Source organism: Paenibacillus sp. FSL H3-0321 (genome assembly GCF_038002865.1).
Lineage (GTDB): Bacteria > Bacillota > Bacilli > Paenibacillales > Paenibacillaceae > Paenibacillus_AQ.
Genome location: NZ_JBBODH010000001.1, coordinates 2,186,468 through 2,201,246, shown reverse-complemented (window position 1 = coordinate 2,201,246; position 14,779 = coordinate 2,186,468). Strand labels below are relative to the sequence as shown.

Here is a 14,779-nt window from a genome sequence, read left to right as displayed (position 1 = left end):
TATCTACTCAGATCGTTCTATCAGTTCTATGAGGCAAATTTCGAATGGCTCCAGGATGACTTGTATCGGGAGAGAACCCGATGCGGTAACACACTTTTTGCTGAGTTTAGGTACGGATATGCTGCGCAGATAATTAATTTCTTCAACAGAATGCCCCGCGGCTGTTCCAAAACTGTTCTCATTGTCAAATGCGCTTCCGAACTGCTGATTCACGATATGCTGCACAAAGTCATAGTTGCCATTAACCGGCGATAATTCAAAATTAAACTCCTTTCGTGATTTTATCGGGAAATGAGAGTACCGTTCGTGATAGGAGATACTTATAGAAACTCCTTGAGCGTAGACCTCATCATAATGATGATAATTATGCAGCAAAATCTGAAAGCCGGTTCGTGATTTGGTAATGAAATATCCATCGCCGCGCGCAATCAACTCATCCCCCAGTTTGTTAAGGAGGAAGAAAGCATGATAAGACGGTTTTTTAATATTGTTATAGGTGAAGAGGCCAAGCCCTCCGTGGAACAACTGCTGCGGAAGGAGATTTTCCTCATGCAGATCGGTTAACAGCCAATACCCAAAAGCATCCAGACGGTCATAGTTCTCGGTGAGATTCTTAATGATATAAGCCGATTTGAAGCAGGTATCACTCATCAGGTCTTTATGGGAGACTGTCGAATTCCACTCCGTGAGATATACCGGCAGCGAGTCGAACTTGGATTCCTCAAGTCGCTGCTTCAGCCGGTCAATAAATTCAGTGAAGGAATGGCTCACTGGACTTAGATTCAACTGGTTATCTTGACCATTATAATCCCATAAATCGATATCGTAATAATGGATCGTAATGAAGTCCGGCGTGCAGCCCGCAGCTCTGGAGAAAGCCAGAAACCGAAACAGCCAGTCTTCGTTCTTGTTATAGGTGGAGAAGGCAGCTGGCCCCCCGAAGGGAATGGAAGGATCAATATTCTTCACGGTTTCATAAGTATTAAGGTACAGCTTATTGAAGATGTCGTCATTGCTGAAGCCAAACAGTAAATTGGAGGAACTGGGTTCATTCCATACGCAAAACAGCCATGTCTTGACTTCTCCCAAGCCGTACCGCTGAATCAGATGCAGTGTCAGCGCCCGGATGAGTTGATTCCATTTATCTATGCTCTTTGGAGGACTGGTGTTTATTTGATTGTAAAAGACGGTTTTCTCCAGATTGCTGGCGAGCAGCTTTGGCATGAAGGAGAACTGCACCAGCGGCTTCAGGCGGATGGAGAGCAGAAAATCAAATACCATATCAATAAAATGAAAATTATAGATTGCTTTTCCCTCTGCGTCCTCACTATAAACCATCATGTCATCATCCAGCAGGCTGTGCATTTTTATATATTTGAAACCAATTTCCTCCTGTGCGATGCGCAGTGCCTGCTGCACATCGGCGAGCAGAACCTCCTTGGCCCGGCTTACTCCAATAAAGTTCTTGAAATGATGGTGAAGTGCCATCAGGCAGTTGGAAACTGGAACTTCAATCAAAGAAGTTCTACTGCTGCCCACCCGCTGAGGCAAATTGACGGGGGCGGATTCCAGATTGCTCTCTATGAAGGCTGAAATATCCTCATAATAAGAAAGCGGCTCATCCTGATAGTAATTCACGGATTTTTCTTTGGTAGCTTCTATGCTTCCCAAAATTTCGCCTGCATGCTTTTTCCTCCATACACTCGGAACTTCCCCGTATTTATCAGTGAAAGCCACGACGAATGATCGGACATTGGGAAAGCCGTTCTGTACCGCCACCTTGTCAATAGTCAGCGACTCATTCGTAAGATCATTTACTGCATGATGCAGGCGGATATCCTTCAGGTAGTCACTGAAGGATATACCCATGCTCGTTTTGAAGTATTTAGATAAATAGGGGACGGATAAATATTCTGCTTTGGCCACATTTTGCAAAGAGATTCGATCATTGTATTTGCTGTTGACATAATCCAGTATTCGGCTCAGCCTATCCAGATTATCTTGGGAGTAGCTGAGACCTTCCTCCTTGTCACTGCTGAAATTGGAGCATAGTTCATAGATCAGCTCATACACCAGTGAAATATTTTTGAGATCGATATACTCGTTGGAGTTTATATTATATTTCAGAATTTGGGCAACGATCCGCTTAATATTTTTGAATCGTTCTGAGTCGCCGGAACGGGCTGAGTTGCAGTCATAATACATTCTCTGAATATCCATAGTTGATTCTTTAAGCAATTCAAGTTTGATTTGTAATGCTATCATTGTCGCATTGTCCGCATGCAGCTCATGAACTTCGTTAGAATTAATCAGAATAATATCTCCGGGTCCAAGCTCATAGGACAAGTTGCTGACAGTTATATGCACATTTCCTTTGATATTGATAATAAGCTCCAACGATTGATGCCAGTGGCGGTTAACATACCCGATGCGGTGAAGGAAGAATTTAATAGGCAGTTGTTTGGGGAAACTAATAACTTCGTGTCGGAATTCCATATCATCGCCTCTTTCTATAGGTGGTTATTTAATCTTCAATGGCAATATATTAGGCACTTATTTAATCTAAAAGCTCGAAATTTGCAATAGGAAGTACTTGGATTCTTATTATAGATTAAATTTATGCTCTAATCTAGTTAACATGGACAGTTAAGATTAGCTGTAGTACATGTTAGGATATATTCGTGGGGTAAGCGATATCATATGGCAAAAGGGATGTTGGATATGGATAAGCAAGTTTTTCTGGAGACCAAGCAGATAAGTAAAAAATTTAATGATGTAACCGCTGTTAATCAGGTCAGCATGAATGTAAAGCTTGGAGAAATTCGAGGTCTTATCGGAGAGAACGGTTCCGGTAAATCAACCATTTCGGCCATGATGAGCGGCCTGTTGTCCGTCACGAGCGGTGAAATGCGTATTGATGGCGCAACCTACCGTCCCAAGGACACACTCGATGCGAGGGAGCATAAGATTTCAATGATTGTGCAGGAGACGGGCACCATTCCCGAATTGTCAATTGCAGAGAATATGTTTCTTGGCGAGGAGCAGCGGTTTGTTAAGCGGGGATTCGTCGATTATAAACGAATGAATCAGGAAGCGGAGCGAGCGCTGGAACTGATTGAGCTGCGTGAGCTCGATGTAACCAGACCCATGTATACGCTAGGTTTTGAGCAGAGAAAGCTGATCGAAATCGCCAGAGCCCTGTACTATGATCCTACATTGTTCATTGTCGATGAGACAACTACCGCTTTGTCGCATGAAGGCAGAGTTCTGATCCACCAGATTATGCGCAGGCTTAGAGACCAGAATAAGGCCGTATTGTTTATTTCCCACGATCTTAGTGAGTTGATGGATGTTTGCGATGTGCTGACGGTTATGCGGGACGGCGAACTGATTACAAGCATTGAGAAGCAGGATTTTGATGAGAATCACATTAAGCAATCCATGGTAGGCAGGGTCATTGAAGGAAATTATTACCGGGTTGATTACGATGGTTCCTATGACGATCAGGTTATGATCCAGGTCAGGAATGTCAGCAGCTCCGTTTTGAAGGACATCCAGTTGGATCTGCACAAAGGTGAGATTCTGGGGATAGGCGGGCTGTCAGGCAGCGGAATGCATGAGTTGGGCAAGTTATTGTATGGGGGTCTAAAGCCAGTGAAGGGAGAGGTCCTTGTCTATGAGAATAAGGAGGACGGCACTCCTGCTATTCCCCGCAAACTGAAGAGTATTAAGGCGGCAATGGCCAGCGGGATCGGTTATGTATCCAAGGACAGAGATAAAGAAACTCTAATTATGGAAGCGTCGATCAAGGATAATCTGGTTTTGTCCGCGCTGGACCAGCTTTCACACTTTGGTTTGATTCTGCCCGGCGAAGAGAAACGGTTTGCCTTGAGACAGATTGAGGGGTTGAAGATTAAAGCCAGCAGTATGAATCAGAACGTAGGGGAATTGTCGGGAGGCAATAAACAGAAAGTGTCCTTCGGCAAATGGATCGGGAACCACTCGAAAATTCTGATTTTAGACAGTCCTACCCGAGGTGTGGATGTAGGTGTTAAAACCACTATGTACCAGTTGCTCTATACTTTGAAGAAAGAAGGGTATTCCATACTGATGATTTCAGAGGAATTACCGGAACTGATTGGTATGAGCGACCGGATTCTGATGATGAAGGACGGGAGAATCTGCAAAGAGTTCTCCAGGGCGGAGAATCTCAGTGAGGCTATGCTAATTGAACACATGATTTAGAGTAAAGGCGGGAGCTTAATGGAACACGGCAATACAGCTACACAAGGAAGACTCGGCAGGGGAAGATTCCCGGGCACTCTCGGCTTTCTAAAAAAAAATAAAAATACATTAATTCAATATGCAGGTTTGGCGCTTGTCATCGTAGTCTTTGCCCTATTGACCGGTGGGGACTTGCTGTCAAGCTTTAACCTGCGGACGATTATCAAGCAGCTTGCTGTACTATTCACGATTTCAGTAGGAATGGTCTTTATCTTCTCCCATGGCGGCATGGATATATCAGTAGGGGCGGTTATGGCGCTGAGCTCCTTAACTGCGGTTTATACGCTGAATGCTGGAGCACCGCTTGCAGTTGGCATCCTAGCTGCCATTGTCGTGTCCGTCATTTGTTATCTGCTTAATGTGTTTATCGCTATACAGTTTGGGCTGATGTCGGTAATTTCCTCCCTCTCGGTGATGTTTATTGCTAGAGGGCTGGTGACCTATAAGGTATCGACGGCGACCGAAAAACTTAGCGTTGTGGATACAGAACAGCTCAAGCTGCTCGGCAGAAACATTCCGTTTATTCTGATTTTTCTTATTCTAATAGGTCTGATAGGAATCGTACTGTTTCATTACACAAAGATTGGTAAATATAACCGGGCCATTGGCGACAATTCCCTGGCAGCTATGCAAAGCGGGGTACAGGTGAAAAAGGCTAAAATCACCGGCTATGCTCTGGCAGGTGTGCTGGTAGGCTTTGCTTCCATCTTATCTTTAGCTCGTTCAACGGTCATCAGCGAGAACACGGGAGCCGGAATGGAGATGGATGTCATTGTGGCCCTCATTCTGGGTGGCTTATCCCTGAACGGAGGCAGCAAAGCGAAAATGAGCTCGGCGATTGTAGGCAGCATTACTTACATTTTACTCAATAACGGGTTGGTCATGGTGGGAGTAGCTCCTGAAATGGTCTCCTTGGTGAAAGGTGTTGTATTTTTACTCGTGGTGTTCCTGCTGCTCAAGCGTCCTTCTTCTGAGGTTATGCCCCGGTAATTCTAAAAAATTCATGTAAAAGAGGGATAAGCAATGAAAAAAAGTAAAGTAACCCTTATTCTAAGCGTGCTTATGATGCTGGTTGGAATCGTTCTCACCGGCTGTGGTGACAAAGCTGATAATACAGGCGGCAAAGAGAAGGATCAGATTAACATTGGGGTCATGTTGTACAATTATACGGATATTCAAGGCCAGGAAATCAAATCTTACGGCTCCTATCTGGAAGAAAATTTCAATGTGAAGTTCAATTATGCAACCGTGGGTTCAAGCGAGGAGGACCATATTAAAGGTCTTGAGAATCTTCTTGCCTCAGGTGTGGATGGAGTCATAAGCGGTTATGATACCGCGCTTGAACAAAGTGTGAGCTTGGCGGAAGAAGCCGGTGTGTATTATTCGGTAGCGCTGGGGGATGTGGATGGAAGTATAGCCAGTGACTACTTTGTCGGAGGGATCAAGCAATTCGGCGACAACCCGGCGGACTTGGGTGCCTTGTATGCTGAGCAGGCTTACCGCGCAGGGGCCAGAAATATCGGAGTCACTTCATTTCCTGAGTTTGCTTTCTTGGACGCTCCGGCAATCATTTCGGGTCTGACTGAGAAAATGAAAGAATTGGACGTTGACCATCAAGTTACTATCTATCCAACGGAATACCATTCCTTCGCGCCAGAGAACGCAAGTGATGCAGTAACCAAAATCATCTCCGAGCATCCGGAAGTGGATACGATCTTTGGTCTGGGTTCAGGGATGGACTTTGTTTACCCGGCTATCCTGAACAGCTCTTCTCCCGGAATCCATCTGCTTGCGCTGGGCTATAACAACTCTACAAGTTCGGGTCTTGCGAGTGGCAATGTCTTGATGGCTGGAACAAACAATTACACGCAGATTGTAGCCAACGCCTTTGCGCAGCTGTACGACCGGATTCATGGAAAAGTGTATTCCGATTGGCAGCCTAATGGAAGAGTCAACTATGTAACGCTGAGCTCAGTAGAAGAAACTGATAATTTCAACAAATATGTGATTCCATCCGACAAGTCGAAAGGTTCGGTTACCGCTGATGAACTTAAGCAAGTAATGCTGAGCTTCAACGAATCCGCTACATGGGAATCGCTGCAGGCATTAACCAGCCGTACCTTGCCAGAAATTCAACAGGCCAGAAATGAATAGATCAGGGGATGGCCTTACGTGTCCCAATGTAACGGAGTGAGTGCATGAAGAATCTTTGGATTAAGAGAGTTTGGGGTTTGCTCAAAACATTTTTGTTCCCAGTATTAGTATATGTAATCTTTCTGCTAATTACCTTCATGATGGATCGGTCAGGCTATGCAACATCAGGGGCATTTGACCGAATCATTAGAAATAGCGTGCTATCCACGATTATAGCCTATGCCATCGCGTTGCCCTTGTCGGGAGCGCGATGGGACTTCGCACCAGGGATTATTATTATTCTCTCAGGCATAATTGGCAGTAATCTGGCGATCGATTTGGACGGGGGTCCAATGACACTTTTACTGCTGACAATGGGAATTGCGGTGGTTCTTAGTCTGCTGGAGGGTGTTCTGTACCTGGCAATCAGAGTTCCGACCATCATTGTTTCACTTGGTGTAGTGATGGTGTACGAAGCGTTGTCGGGCATCGTCTATGGCGGGACTGGGACACAACTGTACATGCATCCCCAACTAACTGTTTTTGCCCGGTCTCCATGGATATATGTTGTGCTGCTGATTACTATGACGCTGTTCTATATTCTGCTGGGCCGGACGAAATTTGGTTATGATATGCGTTCACTTTCGGCTAGTCCCCGTCTGGCGGTCAATATGGGTGTTAAAGAGAAAAAGAATATTATTATTACTTATTTGATAGTGGGTGCATTGCTCGGCGTTGCCGCTGTTATCAATGCCTCCACGGTATTGGTGTCACCGGCTAACAATCTAAGCTCCACCTCGCTGATGTTCTCATCAATGGGGCCGGTATTGGTTGGACTTTATTTGGCACGTTTCTCTAATATCCCCCTTGGGATTTTTGCCGGTGCGCTGGGAATGAATGCCCTATCTTATGGCATGGTCGTCATGGGGATTGACAGCTCTATACAGACCGTTAATCTTGGTGTGTTCATTGTGGCTTTCATGGGATATACCTCTAATCAGGAGAAGATACGCGAATTTTCCAAGAAAATCAGAATCGGTGCCAAAAACAAAAGCATTAGGCGACAATCGCAGTAAAGATAGGAGTGGGAGAAGTGGATATTAACCGTTTGAGAGAGAAGCCATTTAATCTGAATGAAGAAGACATGAAATGGGTACAAGTGACATTCGGGAAAATGACGATGCAGGAAAAGATCGGGCAGTTGTTTTTCATGGTTGGCTACAAACAGGATGAACCGTTCTTGAAGCATATTGCAGAAGAGATTGGCATCGGAGGTTTGATGTGCCGTTCTATGGCCAAGGAAGAAGTGGTTGCCACTGTATCAACCTTGCAGAAGTCGGCGCAGATTCCTCTGCTTATAGCCGCCAATCTGGAGGCGGGCGGACAGGGCATAACTAGTGACGGCACCAAAGTTGGTTCGAATATGGCAGTTGCCGCAACCGGAAACGATGAGTTGGCTTACGAATTAGGAAGAATATGCGCTATTGAAGGCGGTAGCGTAGGCGCCAACTATGCGTTTGCTCCCGTTGTCGACATTGACTTCAACTTCCGCAACCCCATCACCAATACAAGAACCTTCGGGAGCAGCACGGAGCGGGTTAAAACAATGGGGGCCGCTTATGTGAAGGGCTGCCAGGAGCAGGGCATGGCCGCTTCGATCAAGCATTTTCCTGGCGACGGTGTGGATGAGAGGGATCAACATCTTGTGACTTCTGTTAATTCCTTAACAACAGAAGAATGGGACCATACCTTCGGAAGTGTGTACCGGCATTTGATCGATGAAGGAGCCAAGACGGTAATGGTCGGGCACATTGTCCTTCCTGAATACTCCAAACTTTTGAATCCGTCTCTTCGCGATGAGGACATTCTGCCCGCATCACTGGCAAGCGAGCTGCTTGGTGGGCTGCTGCGGGAACGGCTTGGCTTCAATGGACTGATTATCACCGATGCGACAACGATGGCGGGGATGAACATTCCGATGCCGAGAAATGAGCTGGTGCCCCGGGCGATTGAAAACGGCTGCGATATGTTCCTGTTCACGAAAAACCTGGAAGAAGATGTGAAGTTTATGCGGGAAGGTCTGGCGGCAGGTATGCTCTCCACTAACAGATTAGATGAGGCTGTTCTCCGCATTCTGGGGCTCAAGGCATCACTCAAGTTGCATGAGCGGGAGAATGTACCGGTACTTGCCAAGGCTGAGCAGGTGCTTAGGCATGATAGCCACCGGGAAACTGCCAGAGCTATCGCTGATCAATCCATCACATTAGTTAAAGAGGAAGAGGGAGTATTCCCTATTATACCGGAGCGTTTCCCTCGTGTGTTGCTTTACGGCATCGAGAGTGAGGCTAACGCGCTAGGTTACAACAAGACCAGTGGCCTGGCGGCTTCATTTATTCCACTGCTCGAGAACGAGGGATTCTCCGTAACCCTTTTTGAGCCAACGGGCGTCTACGAAGGACTGCAGGGCTCTTATACAGAAATGAAAAAAAGCTATGATATTATAGTCTATCTGTGTAATCTGGCAACCAAGTCCAATCAGACAGCTGTCCGGATTGAGTGGCTTAATCCGATGGGCATCAATGTTCCAAATTATATTAATTCTATTCCGACAGTGTTTATTTCTACAGAGAACCCATATCATCTACTTGATGTTCCGCGTGTCAAGACCTACATTAACACTTATGGAGTCAATGAGTATACATTGCCGCTGCTGATTGAGAAGCTGATGGGCGTATCGGAGTTTGTAGGCAAGAGCCCTGTTGATCCGTTTTGCGATAAATGGGATACAAAATTATAGAGAGGGGATTTACTGTGATTCATCAAAAGCTTCCGCTGCTGGATAACTCAGCAGCTACACTCACCACCTATATTCTGGATGATGGAGAATTCGACCGAAAAAACCTGGTGCGTCCAGCTGTTGTGATCTGCCCTGGCGGCGGTTATAACGTCATTTCCCAAAATGAAGGAGAACCGGTAGCGCTCGCCTACAGCAGAATGGGTTACCACGCTTTTGTCTTATCCTATTCGGTGAAAATTGATAATCCGTTTCCCACTGCGCTGCTAGAGTTGGCCCATGCGATGGCTGTCATTCGGGAACATGCGGATGAATGGCTTGTGGACAAAGACAATATTTCAGTGGTTGGCTTCTCTGCCGGCGGGAATCTTGCGCTTAGTCTGGGGATTTATCATAATCAGCCCCTACTTAATGAAGGTACGGGATTACGCGCCTCCCAAATCAAGCCCAATCAAATTCTGCTTGGTTATCCGGCGGTTACACTGGAGCCTCGTTCCGAGAAAACTCCCGATTTCGTCATTGAACTGATGGAGAAAGGCTTGATGCCTGATATGAGAGGGCCAAGCATCCGTGAAATCCTGATGGGCAAAGAGAATTTGTCGGATGAAGAGAAAGATTCTTTAAATCTGCTGCATTATATCCATTCAGAGCTTCCCCGCACATTCATCTGGGGCACTTATCAAGATACGGTGATTCTACCGACGGATTTATTTGGCCTGGCTGAGGCATTATTCCGCAATGAGGTACCCTGTGAACTGCATATGTTTGAAAAAGGGCCGCATGGCATGTCGCTCGCCGATGAAACGGTCAAAGCGGCGGAGCAGTTACAGCACTTGCATCTCTCCGAGTGGTTTCAACTGAGTGTGAAATGGCTGAAGCAAGGAGTGGGGCGCAGTGAGTAATCTTCCCAAAGCGGTGATTTTTGATCTGGACGGGGTGATTACAGATACAGCGGAATTTCACTTCCTGGCCTGGAAACAGCTCGGCGAAGAGCTTGGAATTGAAGTTGACAGAGAATTGAATGAGCAACTGAAAGGAGTCAGCCGACTGCAGTCGCTAGAGCGGATCATTGCTTCTTCACCTAAGCAACCGGTACGGACGATCGATGAACTGGAGCGGCTGGCGGCCAAGAAAAATACACATTATACTTGGTTAATTCAGTCTGTCTCGCCAAACGATATTTTGCCCGGCATCGACACTTTGATTAAGGAGCTGCGGGCAGCGAACATTAAGCTGGCCGTTGGCTCGGCGAGTAAAAACGCTCCGTTCGTACTGGAGCGTCTGGAGTTGACCGGTGCTTTTGACTATATTGTTGACGCGAGCAACATAAGGCATGGCAAGCCGGATCCAGAAACCTTCACCGATGCAGCGGATTATCTGAAAGTTCCGTATAAGGCTTGCATTGGGATAGAGGATTCGGCTGCAGGCATTGAGGCTATTAAACGGGCAGGCATGTTCGCGGTTGGCATCGGAGCAGCGGAATCTTTACATCAAGCTGACTATCTCGTCCGCGTTACGGATAATCTCAGGATGAGCACGATTTTGGAAGCATACAGTCAATGGAGCAACGGAGCTTGAGCGGATTGCAAACAAAGCTGAGCTATACAGAGAATAATAACTGATCATTAGCGTGCACTGGCATATTACGGTGCGCGCTGTTTGTCATTACAAGCTATGCTGTTCTTACTGTATTCCCGCCTCGGTGACCATTTTTCAGTATGGGATGTTTAGATGGATTTACGGAATTCAGCAGGGGTCATACCAGAGAAGTTGCGGAAGAGTTTAATGAAATAGCTGGCATTGTCATACCCTAACTGCTCTGCAATATCTACAATAGTGAGGTTACTTTGATTTAACAGATCCTGAGCACGCTCCATTTTTATTCTAGTAACAAACTCAATGAAAGTGAGACCAGTATCTAATTTAAATAAACGGCTAAAATGAGTAGGGTTCAGGCCAAGGCGGTTCGCCATTTCTTCCATTCCCACCTTCTCACCAATATGATTCATTACATACCGCTTCGCTTCGGCCACTTCCTTTCTAACATTTTGCTTCCACATGGAACTTAGCATCAATACTTTTTCTTTCAGAAATCCTTCAAGCCATTCCATTAATTGATCAAGTGTTTCAAATTCTCGTATAGAGCGCTGATGCATTTCATACAGCTCTGTCTTTTTCAAGAGATTCAGGTGTTGCAAAAATGCAATTTACGCAACATGGGAAAAATATTTTATTTTTTTCTTGATATTTATAAAATATCTTAAAATGCAATCTGCACGAATTTGAATAATTCGCTAATATGAAAGGTCACCTCCAGGTTGTTTTTATAACCTTTAAACAAGATGAATGAAATAGTGTGGTTATTTTGCGACTGTTACATCTAATCCGAATAAGAAAAAAATAGAGTTGAATTTCACCTGTCTATTCCAACACGCTTATTAATCATTAAAGAAAAAATGCGCTTAAAAAGAGAGTGTTCAAAAGAGTGAGTCGCAAAAAATCTACAGAAAAAAACCTTGATTTAGAGCTATTTCGGGCCTGTTGACCCGTTCTTTTTTCTGTAATACGATGACATTGCGAAATATTTCACAAGAGATTTAAGGCATGCGAAGCAATAGTTTTATTTTTTAATCAAAAAAGTGAAAATATTCACATATGAGGGAGCAGATTAAATGACAAAAGTAATTTCAGCCGCAAAAGCAGCGGAACTAATTAAAGATGGTGATACAGTTGCAGCCAGCGGGTTTGGATTATCATGCTGGGCAGAAGAGATGGGAATAGCCATTGAAGATCGCTTCGTGCAAACAGGACAACCGAAGAATTTGACTGTAATGCACGCGAGTGCAGTCGGCAACCGCCGCGACAAAGGAATGAGCCACTTAGGCCATGAGGGATTAATTAAACGATGGATTGGTGGAATTGCAATTGCTTCTCCCGGGATGGCTAAGCTCATCGAAGAAGACAAATGTGAAGCGTACAATTTGCCCCAAGGTGTAATTACTCAGCTATACCGGGAAATTGCAGCTAAACGTCCTGGTGTGATTACCAAAGTAGGCATGGAGACGTTCGTAGATCCTCGGGTCGAAGGCGGAAAAATGTCCCCGTCTACGAAGGAAGACATAGTGAAGGTTATTGAATTAGAGGGCGAAGAGTGGTTGTTCTATAAATCTTTCCCTATTAATATCGGCTTGATCCGCGGAACCGTGGCTGATGAGAATGGCAATTTGACTCTTGAAAAAGAAGGCCTGCATATGGAGGTTCTGCCTATCGCTCAGGCTGTCCGCAACTCGGGAGGCATAGTTATCGCCCAGGTAGAGACGGTCGCAAAGTGTGGCACGCTTAATCCTAAAGATGTTAAAGTGCCAGGGATTTTAGTAGATTATATTGTTGTTTCTAAACCGGAAAATCATTACCAGACAGAAAACACTCATTATAATCCGGCATTCTCCGGTCATGTAAAAGTACCTACAGAGTCAATTGAATCCCTACCGCTGGATGAGCGCAAAATCATCTCCCGCCGAACTGCAGTAGAGCTTCAACCGAATACGATCTTGAATCTTGGGGTTGGAATTCCGGTTAATGTTGCAAACATAGCAGCAGAAGAGGGAGTAAGCGACCAACTGATTTTGACAACAGAGGCGGGTTCGATTGGTGGTGTTCCCGCAGGTCTGAAAGACTTCGGTCATGCTTATAACTCTGAGGCTATTGTAGATCATGACTCGCAGTTCGATTTCTATGATGGTGGCGGAATCGATTTATCTGTCCTTGGCTTGGCTCAAACAGACGAGTTCGGGAACGTAAATGTCAGCAAATTTGGAACTCGCGTAACTGGATGCGGTGGGTTTATTAATATCTCTCAAGCTGCCAAAAAGCTTGTGTTCGCAGGTACATTTACTGCTGGCGGGCTAGAGGTCAAGGCTGAAGATGGAAAATTGCAAATACTCCAAGAGGGAAAAGTAAAAAAGTTCATTAAGAAGGTGCAACAAATCACGTTCAGCGGTTCATATGCCGCCAAAGTTGGGCAACCCGTTGTATATGTTACTGAGCGCGCAGTATTCGAATTGCAGGATGGAAAAGTTACACTAACTGAAATCGCACCAGGTGTTGACTTGCAGACTCATATTCTGGATCAAATGGAATTTGAACCGGCGATCTCACCAAATCTTAAAGAAATGGATCAAGCCATGTTCCAGGAAAACTGGGGAAAATTGAAGTCTATTATTGCCGCGAAAAATCGGATTTTATTGGAAGTATAGTGATTATTTATTGATTTAATAAACCATACAAGGGGATGATGTCATGAATGTAAAGTTGAATCGTTGGAGGATATTGATTGCATCAACGATCATTAATATCTGTGTAGGTGCAATATACGCATTCAGTATTTTTGCACTGCCATTAACCAAAGTATTTAATGTTACGATGCCGGATATTATGATGGCTTTTACTATTAACGCGGCTATATCTCCAATTCCAATGATCCTGGGAGGGAAATTGGTGGATAAAGGGGGAGCCAAGAAGGCTATATTCATCGGCGGAGCAATGTTTGGGCTTGGATTTATTCTTTCCGGATTGGCAACCGCTCCTTGGATGCTGTATATCACATACGGTGTAATTACCGGAATAGGTCAGGGAATTGTGTATTCAGCTACAATTGGGAACAGCGTTAAGCTGTTCCCGGATAAAAGAGGATTAGCTGCCGGAATTGTTACAGCGGGATATGGCGGTGGGTCCATCGTTATAGCACCTATAGCTAACGCGTTAATTAGCGGCAATGGTGTCCAGCCAGCCCTGATAATGCTCGGGGCCGCCTTCTTAGTAGTCATTCTAAGCCTTGCTCTACTCGTTAAAGCATCTCCGGCCGGTTATATCCCTGAGGGCTGGACGCCTCCGGCTGCTGCAGCTTCTAAGGGTGGAGTTAATGTAGAGTGGCACGAAATGATAAAGAAGCCATTATTCTATGTGATAGCCTGCCTGTTCTTAATCGGTGCCTTGTCAGGAATGATGGTAACAGCTAATGCTTCTGTAATCGGTCAGAAGATGTTTGGACTTTCAGCCGCAGCCGCAGCACTATATGTAAGTTTATACTCTCTCAGTAACTGCATTGGTCGTGTATTCTGGGGCGCTGTGTCCGATAAAATTGGGCGGGTAAAATGTCTGCTCATTATCTATCTGGTCATTGCGGGCATGATGTTGACTATAGCATTATCTACAACAATAGCCGGATTTGCGGTAGCCATCGTAGGAATTGGCTTATGCTTTGGCGGAACCATGGGAATATTCCCTTCTATTGTCGGTGAGAAATTTGGTATGAAATATTACGGTGTGAACTATGGTGTAACTTTTATCGGTTATTCAGGAGCAGCATTCTTCGGACCGAGAATTGCCGGTAAGGTTGCAGCAGCTAATGACGGAATGTTCACGAATGCTTTTTACATCGCTCTGGTTATCTCCTTGGTTGGTTTTGCCTTAACCTTTGTTTTCAAAGCAATGGAACAACAACAGCCAAAACCAGAAGCCACTAAAGCTGCTTAAGAAACTTAGTTACATTAACGATCAAAAACGATC

At 45.1% G+C, this 14,779-nt stretch carries 11 protein-coding genes; 9 read left to right on the top strand and 2 right to left on the bottom strand.

What is annotated here, in order from left to right:
• Positions 1-3: 3 nt before the first annotated feature.
• A complete protein-coding gene (locus MHI45_RS09710; RefSeq protein ID WP_076109932.1) occupies positions 4-2,496 on the bottom strand; it encodes a GH39 family glycosyl hydrolase in 2,493 nt (830 codons plus the stop codon).
• Positions 2,497-2,721: 225 nt separating this feature from the next.
• Between MHI45_RS09710 and MHI45_RS09705 the strand changes: the two genes are divergently transcribed.
• The 7 genes from MHI45_RS09705 (at position 2,722) to pgmB (ending at position 10,789) form a co-directional block, all read left to right on the top strand.
• Positions 2,722-4,245: a sugar ABC transporter ATP-binding protein gene (locus MHI45_RS09705; protein WP_340897035.1), complete on the top strand. Its 1,524-nt coding sequence runs from the start codon at positions 2,722-2,724 to the stop codon at positions 4,243-4,245.
• Positions 4,246-4,263: 18 nt separating this feature from the next.
• On the top strand, positions 4,264-5,274 hold the full coding sequence (locus MHI45_RS09700) for an ABC transporter permease (protein WP_038587535.1): 1,011 nt from the start codon (positions 4,264-4,266) through the stop codon (positions 5,272-5,274).
• 33 nt (positions 5,275-5,307) lie between these two features.
• Positions 5,308-6,438, top strand: a complete 1,131-nt coding sequence (locus tag MHI45_RS09695) for a sugar ABC transporter substrate-binding protein (protein WP_076109931.1) — start codon at positions 5,308-5,310, stop codon at positions 6,436-6,438.
• A gap of 77 nt (positions 6,439-6,515) precedes the next feature.
• A complete protein-coding gene (locus MHI45_RS09690; protein WP_076109930.1) occupies positions 6,516-7,493 on the top strand; it encodes an ABC transporter permease in 978 nt (325 codons plus the stop codon).
• 17 nt (positions 7,494-7,510) lie between these two features.
• Positions 7,511-9,214, top strand: coding sequence for a glycoside hydrolase family 3 protein (locus MHI45_RS09685; RefSeq protein WP_306080816.1), 1,704 nt, complete (start codon positions 7,511-7,513; stop codon positions 9,212-9,214).
• A gap of 14 nt (positions 9,215-9,228) precedes the next feature.
• A complete protein-coding gene (locus MHI45_RS09680; protein ID WP_076109928.1) occupies positions 9,229-10,113 on the top strand; it encodes an alpha/beta hydrolase in 885 nt (294 codons plus the stop codon).
• Positions 10,106-10,789 (top strand): beta-phosphoglucomutase, encoded by a 684-nt coding sequence (gene pgmB / locus MHI45_RS09675; RefSeq protein WP_076109927.1) that lies wholly within the window; start codon positions 10,106-10,108, stop codon positions 10,787-10,789. The genes MHI45_RS09680 and pgmB overlap by 8 nt, the downstream gene beginning before the upstream one ends.
• Before the next feature lie 149 nt (positions 10,790-10,938).
• On the opposite strand, the gene MHI45_RS09670 is transcribed toward pgmB, so the two are convergent.
• Positions 10,939-11,367: a helix-turn-helix transcriptional regulator gene (locus tag MHI45_RS09670; protein ID WP_076109926.1), complete on the bottom strand. Its 429-nt coding sequence runs from the start codon at positions 11,365-11,367 to the stop codon at positions 10,939-10,941.
• Positions 11,368-11,883: 516 nt separating this feature from the next.
• On the opposite strand from MHI45_RS09670, the gene MHI45_RS09665 reads away from it, so the two are divergent.
• Positions 11,884-13,467, top strand: coding sequence for an acyl CoA:acetate/3-ketoacid CoA transferase (locus tag MHI45_RS09665; RefSeq protein ID WP_076109925.1), 1,584 nt, complete (start codon positions 11,884-11,886; stop codon positions 13,465-13,467).
• A gap of 43 nt (positions 13,468-13,510) precedes the next feature.
• On the top strand, positions 13,511-14,746 hold the full coding sequence (locus MHI45_RS09660; RefSeq protein ID WP_076109924.1) for an L-lactate MFS transporter: 1,236 nt from the start codon (positions 13,511-13,513) through the stop codon (positions 14,744-14,746).
• Positions 14,747-14,779: the final 33 nt, after the last annotated feature.

Excerpts from the sequence above, each read along its gene's own strand:
- MHI45_RS09665 (WP_076109925.1), top strand. The coding sequence starts at position 11,884 with ATGACAAAAGTAATTTCAGCCGCAAAAGCAGCGGAACTAATTAAAGAT.
- MHI45_RS09660 (WP_076109924.1), top strand. The coding sequence starts at position 13,511 with ATGAATGTAAAGTTGAATCGTTGGAGGATATTGATTGCATCAACGATC.
- MHI45_RS09670 (WP_076109926.1), bottom strand. The coding sequence starts at position 11,367 with ATGCATCAGCGCTCTATACGAGAATTTGAAACACTTGATCAATTAATG.
- MHI45_RS09695 (WP_076109931.1), top strand. The coding sequence starts at position 5,308 with ATGAAAAAAAGTAAAGTAACCCTTATTCTAAGCGTGCTTATGATGCTG.
- MHI45_RS09710 (WP_076109932.1), bottom strand. The coding sequence starts at position 2,496 with ATGGAATTCCGACACGAAGTTATTAGTTTCCCCAAACAACTGCCTATT.
- MHI45_RS09705 (WP_340897035.1), top strand. The coding sequence starts at position 2,722 with ATGGATAAGCAAGTTTTTCTGGAGACCAAGCAGATAAGTAAAAAATTT.
- MHI45_RS09700 (WP_038587535.1), top strand. The coding sequence starts at position 4,264 with ATGGAACACGGCAATACAGCTACACAAGGAAGACTCGGCAGGGGAAGA.